Genomic DNA, 8,519 nt, shown 5'->3' with positions numbered 1-8,519 from the left:
AAGTTCATACCACCCGAGCGCCTGCCAAAGATGTACGGCGGCATTGCCGCCGTCCTGAACTACCCAAACCCTATTGACAGGCTCCTTGGCAAGGGAGGAAGCGGGATATGGCTTCACGGAAGCGATGAGGAGGATAGAAACAGCATCCCCTTCAGCACAAGGGGCTGTGTCGTAGCCAACAACGATGACCTCAGGAAGATAGTCAAGAGAATAGTTCCAAAGAACACGCTCATAGCTATATACAAGGAGATACCCGAGGAGATAGAGCTTGACGATGTTCTGTCCTTTATCAAGAGCTGGGAGGAGTCCTGGGAAAGGAAGGATATTGAGTCGTTCCTCTCCCTTTACTCTGAGAGGTTCAGATGGAAAGGCGGAGGTATAAGGGAGTGGAGGAGGTACAAGAGGAAGGTCATACTCCCGAGAAAGTTCATAAAAGTTGATATTGACGACCTTACGGTCGTTGCCTTCAGGAGGGGGCTTGAGAAGGATGTTGAGTACTACGTTGCGGAGTTCAGGCAGAGATACAGCTCCGATGTTTACTCCGATGAAGGTATAAAGAGGCTGTATATAATAAAAGAGGAGGGAAGGTTAAAAATAGTTGGGGAGGAGTTCAGATGATAGCTGTGTTCTCGCTACTTCTCCTGCTTGGGATATCCTACGCCGTGTGTCCGGGACAGGAGGAGCTTACCCTTGATATACAGGCGAGAACCGTGGAGAAGGTGGGGAAGGAGTTCAGAAGGGCTGATGTGATGATATTCATCCCCCTCAAGAGGGAGGAGCTGTCAGAAAAGGGGCTCAACATAAAGAGAAGGGTAGTTGTGAGGAGGGGAGAAGGGGGAAGCTACCTGGTCAGCATAACTCTTAAGAACACTACTGGGCAAGAGATAGAGGAACCCGTCCTTGTCCAGAGGCTCAACGGCGGAGGCATCATCGGTTCCATAAAGCTGACGAGGGTCGTATCAAGCAAGCCTTACATAGTTGAGCTTGATTACCTCCCACCTGCGGACATAAAGGATGACACCCTTTCTGTAAAGCTCCCCACCCTGAAGCCCGGCGAGAGGCTGAAGCTGAGCTACGTGGTTGAGACGGAGAGCTTTGAAAAGCCCCAGTTCAGAGCCAAGAGCCCTGCGAAGGTATCTCGGGAGGTTTATATTCTCACAGGTAAGTACTCCTTGCTGTTTGGATACGGGAGCACGAGGACTGAGGACGTAAACCTCAGGAACATAAGGGAGGTTCTTGAGGGGCTCAGGTCCGCAGGCTTAAAACCCCTGGTGAAGGTGGAAGGCATAGCGGATGGAAAGACGAGGTATCCCGACAGGAACAGAAGGGTCGCTATGGAGAGGGCACGCTTTGTCGCAAAAGAGGTTCTCGGGGAAAGCTACGCCTGTTATACTCAGGAGGGCTTTGCCTACCTCAGGTGAGCCTTACCAGGATGCCCCTTTCCTTCAGATAGCTCTTGAGCTCGGGCACACTCACCTCCTTAAAGTGAAATAGGGAGGCGGCGAGGGCTGCATCAACCTTTCCCTCTTTGAAGACCTCGTAGAAGTGCTCCATACTACCAGCACCGCCGCTCGCTATAACCGGGATGTTCACAGCCTCAGCGACAGCCCTGCAGAGCTCAACATCGTAGCCCGCCTTCGTTCCATCTCTGTCCATTGAGGTGAGGAGTATCTCACCAGCTCCGAGAGCTTCAGCCTCCTTAGCCCAGCTGACGGCATCCATGCCCGTTGGGGTCCTACCGCCGTTTATGTAAACCTCCCAGCCGTCTCCTTTCCTTTTTGCGTCAATCGCAACCACTATGCACTGGGAGCCAAAGAGCTGAGCTCCCTCACGTATGACCTTGGGGTTCTTCACCGCGGCTGTGTTGATTGATACCTTGTCAGCTCCAGCCTCAAGGAGTCTCCTCATGTCCTCGGTGCTCCTTATCCCTCCTCCCACGGTGAAGGGCATAAAGACCGTCTCGGCTACCCTCTTGACGACCTCTATCATTATCCTCCTCTCCTCAGCGGAGGCTGTTATATCAAGGAAGACGAGCTCGTCCGCCCCCTCTTCTTCATATCTCTTGGCTACCTCAACAGGGTCGCCCGCATCCCTTAGGTTTAGGAAACGGACGCCTTTGACCACCCTACCCTTATCAACGTCAAGGCATGGGATTATACGCTTGGCGAGCATATCCTTAGATTTTATGACATAGACCTATAGAAAGCAAACCCGCAAGGGTTTATATACAACATCAGATAAAAAAGGAGGTTCCAGAATGGCTCAGAAGGTTGCTCAGGATGTCATAAAGGAGAAGCTCATACTTGACTCAAACACGGGCAAGCCCGTTAAGGAGATAGACTTAGAGGATGGGGTCATAAGGATAGTCAAGGAGAGCGGAGAGACCCTTGAGATACCTGTAAACACGATAAGGGGCAAATACATCCTCATGAGGCTGGAGGCAGGACTAAGCGAGATAACGGAGCCCATATACGTATAATCTTCTCTATGGAGCTTGAAGTAAGGAAGGGAAGCCTCCTTGAGGTTGATGCTGAAGTCATAGTGAACCCAGCCAACAGCCACGGCTACATGGGCGGTGGTGTAGCCGGTGTGATACGGAGGCTGGGCGGAGAGGAGATAGAGAGGGAAGCGGTTGAGAAGTCGCCGATACCTGTGGGAGAGGCTGTACTGACCACAGCGGGAAAACTCCCCTTCAAGGGTGTTATCCATGCCCCAACTATGGAGGAGCCCGCTATGAGGACAACTGAGGAGAAGGTAAGGAAGGCGACCAGGGCAGCCCTCAGGCTTGCGGATGAGCTCTGCTTCAGGAGCATAGCCTTCCCCGGTATGGGGACTGGGGTGGGAAGGCTTCCCAAGGACAGGGCTGCGAAGGCTATGATTGAAGAGATAAGGAGCTTCAAGCCCAGATGCCTTGAAAGGGTCATCCTCGTTGACTTAGATGAGGAGATGGTCAAGGAGTGGGAGAAGGCGCTCAAGGAGTAGCTCCTCCTTAAGGCACATCCTCTCTTCACAGACCTTGGGGAAGCAGGGGGAACAATCAAGGTCTGGGATTAACTGAAAGAGCTTCTCACCGATAGGCTTCCAGACAAGAGGGTCTGTAGGACCGTAGAGAACGACCGTTGGTACACCTATGTAGGCTGATAGATGGGATATACCCGAATCAAGTCCTATGCAGAGCTTTGCCCCTCCGAGGGCTTTAGCTATCCAGAGGGGGTCAAGGCTCTCAACGTATCTGCCTACCCTACCCTTCAGCCAGCCGTCCGCCTCCCCGATAAGGTAGATAACCTCCTCACCCCTTGAGCTCAGGTGCTCCTCAATCCTAAGGAAGAGGCTTGGGTCGGGGTTCTTCTTGGGAGAACCGCTTGAGGGATGAAGGACCACCTTACCCTTCAGGGGGGAGTCCGGGTCTGGTTCTAAGGGGAGCCTCCTTGAGAAGCTATCTCTCTCAAATCCAGCAGACCTAAGGTAGTGTTCCACAACCCAGAGCCTCTTTATGGGAAAGGGTGGGATGTTCCCATCCAGGGATATCAGAAGCTCAAGCTCAAAGTCTTCTTTGGGAAGCTCGCTGAGGAGTCTATCAGCCCAGCCGACCTCCTTCGCTATACGGAAGTAGTCCGTGTTCCCAACTGCCGTTATGTGAAAGCCCCTCCTCTTAAGAATCTCAAGCAGGGGAAAGGTCAGAAGGGTATCGCCGAGTCCTCCTCTCCTGTAGAGGAGAGCCCTTCTCATGTGAATATCTCGTAGCTCAGAAAGCCGTCGTAAACCTTGTAAACCGAACCCTCAAGGAAGACTTCCCTTAGACCATCGTCAAAGTCAATTCTGAGGAGCTCTCCGCTCTTGGTGAGAACCTCAACGGGCTTCTTAGTGATGAGGTTCTGAAGGTAGGCAACTATGGCACCGGCGGTCGCTCCCGTCCCGCAGGCTAAGGTCTCCGACTCAACTCCCCTTTCGTAGGTCCTTATCTTTATCCTCCTGTCTGATACAGGCTGTATGAAGTTTACGTTGGTTCCCTTGGGTTCAAACTCCCTGTGGAACCTTATGCTCCTTCCAAGCCCAACAACATCAATACTGTCAATGTCCTCAACGGGGACGACGAAGTGGGGCACACCCGTGTTTATGAAGAATCCCTTTATCTCTTTTACCTCAAGGGGAATGGTCTTCTCAACTACCTCCGAAGGAGGTGTTAGCTGAACCTTGACCCTCCTTCCCCTTTCAAGAACCTCAGCCTTTATAACACCCGCGAGGGTCTCAAAGCTGACACGCTCCCCAACTATACCGAGGTCGTAGCAGAACCTCACCGCACACCTGGAGCCGTTCCCGCACATCTCAGCCTCGGAGCCGTCGGCGTTGAAGAACTGCCACCTGAAGTCGTTGGAGGGGTCCTCAGGTTCCTCTATCAGGATGAGCCCGTCCGCACCAACACCAGTGTGGGCTTCGCAGAGCTTAACTATGAACTCCTTCAGGCAGACTCCGAGCTTTTCAAGGGTCTCATAAACCTTCCCGTCCCTGTTGTCTATCAGGATGAAGTCGTTCCCTGAGCCCTGAAGCTTAGTAAACTCCATAGCTTCTATTCTACACGTTGAAGCGGAAATAGACTATGTCTCCGTCCTTTATCTCGTAGTCCTTTCCCTCAAGCCTGACCAGACCCTTCTCCTTGGCTTTTGTCATGGAGCCGACCTCTATGTAGTCCTTGTAGTTTATGACCTCCGCAGCTATGAAGCCCCTCTCCATGTCCGAGTGTATCTTGCCCGCTGCCTGAGGAGCCTTAGTCCCTCTAACAACGGTCCAAGCCCTCGCCTCCTTCTCTCCGGCGGTAAAGAAGGTAATCAGGTTGAGGAGGCTGTAGCCCTCCCTTATCACCCTGTTAAGACCGGGCTCTTTGAGACCGTAGGCTTCCAAGAGTTCCTTCCTGTCCTCATCGCTCAGACCCGCCATCTGGGACTCTATCTGGGCACAGACCACCACTACTGGGGCCTTCTCCTGCTCAGCCCTCTCTTTGACCTTCTCAACGTGAGGGTTGCCCTCACCCTCGGGCAGGTCCTCCTCCCCTATGTTGGCTATGTACATGACGGGCTTCGTGGTAAGGAGGAAGAGCTCTTTGGTCGCATACCTCCATGCCTCCTCTCCCAGCTCCTCCCTGTGCCTGCGAAGTGGTTCAAGGTTCTCAAGTATAGCCTTTATGCTCTTGAGGTGAGAGAGCTCTTCCTTAGCCTTCTTATCACCGCCTTTGGCGGTCTTTTCAACCCTCTCAAGCCTCCTGTTCACCGACTCAAGGTCCTTCGCTATGAGCTCTATATCTATTATGTCTGCGTCCCTCAGGGGGTTTACATCACCCTCAACGTGAACCACATCAGGGCTTTCAAAGCACCTCAGGACCATGGCTATGGCGTCAACCTCCCTTATGTGGGAGAGGAACTGGTTTCCAAGACCTTCACCTTTGCTGGCACCCTTGACAAGCCCCGCTATGTCAACGAACTCTATGAAGGTGGGCGTTATCTTCTTGGACCTCTCAAGCTCTGCAATCCTGTAAAGCCTCTCATCAGGAACCTCAACGACGCCGATGTTGGGTTCAATGGTGCAGAAGGGGTAGTTGGCAGCCTGTGCCTTCGCGGTCTGGGTGAGGGCGTTGAATAGGGTTGACTTGCCAACGTTCGGAAGTCCGACTATTCCAAGATTGAACCCCATAGCTGATAAATATAAATCCCAAGGGGAGCCCTTTCCACCCCGTAGGAGCCTGATAAAATCTACAGAATGGGGTTTATATACATGACCGCCTTCGGCGGTGTTGAGAGCAGGTTGCTTATAGCCTCCGCCCAGAACGTCCGTGAGATATTCGGCATTGAGGTGAGGATATCTTCGGTGCCCTTTCCACCTAAGCTGGGCTTCAACCCCCAGAGGGGACAGTTCCACGCCGGCACCCTGCTTGGATACCTGAGCAGAGTTAACTTCCCTGACCTGATAAAGCTCGTAGCTATAGTGGGCTTTGACCTTTACGAAGAGGGGCTCAACTTCGTCTTCGGAGAAGCCCAGCTAAGAGGGAGGAATGCGGTGGTGAGCATCTACAGGCTCAGAGACCCCGACGAGAGGCTCACCTTTGAAAGGACCTTCAAGGAGGTGAACCATGAACTCGGACATACCTTCGGGCTGACCCACTGCCCCGATCCTACCTGCGTTATGAGCTTCTCCAACTCTCTTGCAGAGGTTGACAGGAAGGGAAGGGACTTCTGCAGTGTGTGCAGGGCAAAGCTCTTAGCCAACCTCCCCCTTCAGGGTTGAGAGCCATGGAAGAAGGAGAGCGAGCCACACGAGGGATAGGGAGAAGTTGGTGATGAGCATATAGAAGGTTCCGAGTTTCAGGAAGACGCCTCCCATGGTACCGCCCGCAAAGGCACCTATAAACTGGCTCGTATTGTAAACACCAACAGCCATACCCCTCGTATCCCTGTGGGACAGCTTTGTGAGGAGGGAGGGCATTATCGGCTCAAGGAGGTGAAAGCCTATGAAGTAAAGGAGAAAGAGGAGAACAACCCCCGTAAAGTCCCTAAGAAGCATGTGGCTGAGGAAGCCGAGGGCTATCAAGACAACACCTCCCGAGAAAACCTCCCTTATCTTCCCTCTCTTCTCCGCAAGGATGGTTGAGGGAACCATGACCGCTACGGAGACAAGTATTACGGGAAGATACAGCTTCCAGTGCTCGGGCTTGGGGAAGGAGTACCTGTGAATCATCTCTATGGGCATGACCGTGAACACCGAGACGAGAAAGGCGTGGAGGAGTCCAACCGATAGGTTCAGCATACTCTGGTTTCTGTCTCTGAGCAGGTGCTTGAGGTTCTTAAGGGAAGGTTCAATCTCCCTGTGATGCCTGCTGGGCTCTTTGATGAAGAGGAGGATGTAGAGCATGGCGATGGTGGAGAGAAAGGCTGTCAGGTAGAAGATGAAGGGAACGCCGAACTTACCCGCCAGTATGGGAGCTACCGTTATGCTCAGGGCAAAGACCATGCCCACCGAAGCCCCTATGTGGGCGAAGGCTCTCGTTCTGACCTCCTCCCTTATCAGGTCCGCCGCCAAGGAGACAGCCGCCGAGGATATAGCCCCAGCACCCTGGATAAGCCTTGCCGCTATCATGGTCCAGACGTTGGCAGCAAAACCCCCAAGGATGCTTCCCAGTATGTAGGCTAAGAAACCGAAGGTTATAACGGGCTTTCTTCCGTACCTGTCGGATAGATAACCGAAGGGTATCTGGAGTACAGCCTGAGTCAGACCGTAGATACCGACAGCTATACCCGTGAGAATAGGGGTGCTCCCCTCCATATCCCTGACGTAGGGAGCGAGGACGGGCAGGAGTAAGAAGAGCCCGAGCATACGGGCAACAACGGCAAAAGTAATACCTGCGAGGGTTTTCTTCTCTTGGGAGGTGAACATGGGTATGTATTATAAACCATCAGGAACCCTCAAGGCTGTATCTTATAATCTCTAGAAGGGTTAGTAAGGTCTTCTTGACCTGCTCCTTATCCTTAGCGGAAAGTGGAATGACCGGTATCCCCTCCTCCTCCGATATATCAAGGGCGAACATAACGTCCTCGGGAGACCAGGCGTTGGGGAGGTCCTGCTTGTTCGCTCCAACCACTATGGGGACGGGGAACCTTGACTGGAAGAAGTTTATTATCTTGCGGGCTTCATGGAAGGTCTTGGGGTCCGTGCTGTCAACCAGAACTATTATTCCCAGAGCCCCTTCACCGAGTATCTCCCACATAAAGTCAAACCTTGACTGACCGGGCGTCCCAAAGAGGTAAAGCTCATGCTCGTCGTCTATCCTTATCTTTCCAAAGTCCATGGCTACGGTGGTGTAGTCCTTGACACTCTTTTCCGAGGCTCCAGAGGTTTTCCTCTCGGTAGCGACCGTCTTTATCTCACTGACGGTGTTGATGAACTGGGTCTTCCCGGCTGCGAAGGGTCCCGCCACAACTATCTTTATCTTCTTAAGCTCCTTCATACCCCACCTACAGCTGTTTTATCTTCTCAATTATCTTCGCAAGGAGGTCAAGGGTTATTGAGGGCTTCTGGACCCTTTCCTTCCTCTTTCTCCTTATTATGCCTGCTGCTAAAAGACCATAGAGGGCTCTATCAACGGTAAGCCTGTCAAGACCGGACTCCTTCCTTATCTCCGCCACCGTCCTGCTGCCGTTCACGAGAGAGAGAACCTTCTTCTCCTCCTCGGTGAGGTTCACCCTACTTATCCTATCGTTTGCATCGGGCACCTTTTCAAAGACGAGAAGCTCATCGGATATCTTCCTCTCAACCTCCTCCTCAGTAAGGTTTCTTGAAGCCCTCATTATGAGCTCTTCAACGGGGTAGCGGACGGGCACATCGCTGTCGTACTTTATAAAGCCGGGTGTAAAGGAGAAGATACCCTCCTTCTGGTTGAGCCTCGTAAGGAAAAACCTCTCTATCGTTTTGTGCATGTCCTCTTTCCTTATGCGGAGCTTGTTTATCAGTTGGTCAAAGTTCCTATCGGTGTA

General features: G+C 52.6%; 12 protein-coding genes. 5 read left to right on the top strand and 7 right to left on the bottom strand.

Translation table 11 applies throughout. The annotated features are described in order from the left end of the window. Both AC1HCM_RS01020 and AC1HCM_RS01015 read left to right on the top strand, forming a co-directional pair. A partial coding sequence (locus tag AC1HCM_RS01020) for a L,D-transpeptidase Cds6 family protein (protein ID WP_479459916.1) occupies positions 1 to 618 on the top strand: 618 nt, incomplete at its 5' end. Further along, positions 615 to 1,421, top strand: a complete 807-nt coding sequence (locus tag AC1HCM_RS01015) for a hypothetical protein (RefSeq protein ID WP_479459915.1) — start codon at positions 615 to 617, stop codon at positions 1,419 to 1,421. The genes AC1HCM_RS01020 and AC1HCM_RS01015, both read left to right, overlap by 4 nt. On the opposite strand, the gene hisF is transcribed toward AC1HCM_RS01015, so the two are convergent. Next, positions 1,414 to 2,172, bottom strand: a complete 759-nt coding sequence (hisF, locus tag AC1HCM_RS01010; RefSeq protein ID WP_479459914.1) for an imidazole glycerol phosphate synthase subunit HisF — start codon at positions 2,170 to 2,172, stop codon at positions 1,414 to 1,416. The genes AC1HCM_RS01015 and hisF overlap by 8 nt on opposite strands. A gap of 85 nt (positions 2,173 to 2,257) precedes the next feature. On the opposite strand from hisF, the gene AC1HCM_RS01005 reads away from it, so the two are divergent. Together AC1HCM_RS01005 and AC1HCM_RS01000 are read left to right on the top strand one after the other, a co-directional pair. After that, positions 2,258 to 2,479: a hypothetical protein gene (locus AC1HCM_RS01005; RefSeq protein ID WP_479459913.1), complete on the top strand. Its 222-nt coding sequence runs from the start codon at positions 2,258 to 2,260 to the stop codon at positions 2,477 to 2,479. An 8-nt stretch (positions 2,480 to 2,487) separates the two neighbouring features. Beyond that, positions 2,488 to 2,982, top strand: coding sequence for an ADP-ribose-binding protein (locus tag AC1HCM_RS01000; protein ID WP_479459912.1), 495 nt, complete (start codon positions 2,488 to 2,490; stop codon positions 2,980 to 2,982). On the opposite strand, the gene AC1HCM_RS00995 is transcribed toward AC1HCM_RS01000, so the two are convergent. The 3 genes from AC1HCM_RS00995 to ychF are packed head-to-tail and all read right to left on the bottom strand — an operon-like array spanning position 2,935 to position 5,685. Beyond that, positions 2,935 to 3,729 carry a glycosyltransferase family 9 protein gene (locus AC1HCM_RS00995; RefSeq protein WP_479459911.1) on the bottom strand — a complete coding sequence of 265 codons (795 nt, stop codon included), beginning with the start codon at positions 3,727 to 3,729 and terminating at the stop codon, positions 2,935 to 2,937. The two genes, AC1HCM_RS01000 and AC1HCM_RS00995, sit on opposite strands and share 48 nt — an antisense overlap. Continuing rightward, complete coding sequence (dapF, locus tag AC1HCM_RS00990) at positions 3,726 to 4,562, bottom strand: diaminopimelate epimerase (protein ID WP_479459910.1); 837 nt, start codon at positions 4,560 to 4,562, stop codon at positions 3,726 to 3,728. Before dapF ends, AC1HCM_RS00995 begins: the two co-directional genes overlap by 4 nt. A 10-nt stretch (positions 4,563 to 4,572) precedes the next feature. Further along, a complete protein-coding gene (ychF, locus tag AC1HCM_RS00985) occupies positions 4,573 to 5,685 on the bottom strand; it encodes a redox-regulated ATPase YchF (RefSeq protein WP_479459909.1) in 1,113 nt (370 codons plus the stop codon). Between the two features lie 66 nt (positions 5,686 to 5,751). Between ychF and AC1HCM_RS00980 the strand changes: the two genes are divergently transcribed. Then, a complete protein-coding gene (locus AC1HCM_RS00980; protein ID WP_479459908.1) occupies positions 5,752 to 6,276 on the top strand; it encodes an archaemetzincin family Zn-dependent metalloprotease in 525 nt (174 codons plus the stop codon). Here the strand turns inward: AC1HCM_RS00980 and AC1HCM_RS00975 are convergent. The 3 genes from AC1HCM_RS00975 to AC1HCM_RS00965 all read right to left on the bottom strand — a co-directional run. Then, positions 6,250 to 7,422 (bottom strand): MFS transporter, encoded by a 1,173-nt coding sequence (locus tag AC1HCM_RS00975; protein ID WP_479459907.1) that lies wholly within the window; start codon positions 7,420 to 7,422, stop codon positions 6,250 to 6,252. The two genes, AC1HCM_RS00980 and AC1HCM_RS00975, sit on opposite strands and share 27 nt — an antisense overlap. Positions 7,423 to 7,441: 19 nt before the next feature. Further along, positions 7,442 to 7,993 carry a GTP-binding protein gene (locus AC1HCM_RS00970; RefSeq protein WP_479459906.1) on the bottom strand — a complete coding sequence of 184 codons (552 nt, stop codon included), beginning with the start codon at positions 7,991 to 7,993 and terminating at the stop codon, positions 7,442 to 7,444. 7 nt (positions 7,994 to 8,000) lie between these two features. Further along, the coding region (locus AC1HCM_RS00965) for a helix-turn-helix domain-containing protein (RefSeq protein ID WP_479459905.1) at positions 8,001 to 8,519 on the bottom strand (519 nt) is incomplete at its 5' end.

Source organism: Hydrogenivirga sp., assembly GCF_056450045.1.
Note: the sequence above shows the minus strand (reverse complement) of the source record. Positions and strands in the feature narration are given on the sequence as shown.

Excerpts from the sequence above, each read along its gene's own strand:
- AC1HCM_RS01000 (WP_479459912.1), top strand. The coding sequence starts at position 2,488 with ATGGAGCTTGAAGTAAGGAAGGGAAGCCTCCTTGAGGTTGATGCTGAA.
- AC1HCM_RS00980 (WP_479459908.1), top strand. The coding sequence starts at position 5,752 with ATGGGGTTTATATACATGACCGCCTTCGGCGGTGTTGAGAGCAGGTTG.
- dapF (WP_479459910.1), bottom strand. The coding sequence starts at position 4,562 with ATGGAGTTTACTAAGCTTCAGGGCTCAGGGAACGACTTCATCCTGATA.
- hisF (WP_479459914.1), bottom strand. The coding sequence starts at position 2,172 with ATGCTCGCCAAGCGTATAATCCCATGCCTTGACGTTGATAAGGGTAGG.
- AC1HCM_RS00975 (WP_479459907.1), bottom strand. The coding sequence starts at position 7,422 with ATGTTCACCTCCCAAGAGAAGAAAACCCTCGCAGGTATTACTTTTGCC.
- AC1HCM_RS00970 (WP_479459906.1), bottom strand. The coding sequence starts at position 7,993 with ATGAAGGAGCTTAAGAAGATAAAGATAGTTGTGGCGGGACCCTTCGCA.
- AC1HCM_RS01005 (WP_479459913.1), top strand. The coding sequence starts at position 2,258 with ATGGCTCAGAAGGTTGCTCAGGATGTCATAAAGGAGAAGCTCATACTT.
- AC1HCM_RS01015 (WP_479459915.1), top strand. The coding sequence starts at position 615 with ATGATAGCTGTGTTCTCGCTACTTCTCCTGCTTGGGATATCCTACGCC.
- AC1HCM_RS00995 (WP_479459911.1), bottom strand. The coding sequence starts at position 3,729 with ATGAGAAGGGCTCTCCTCTACAGGAGAGGAGGACTCGGCGATACCCTT.
- ychF (WP_479459909.1), bottom strand. The coding sequence starts at position 5,685 with ATGGGGTTCAATCTTGGAATAGTCGGACTTCCGAACGTTGGCAAGTCA.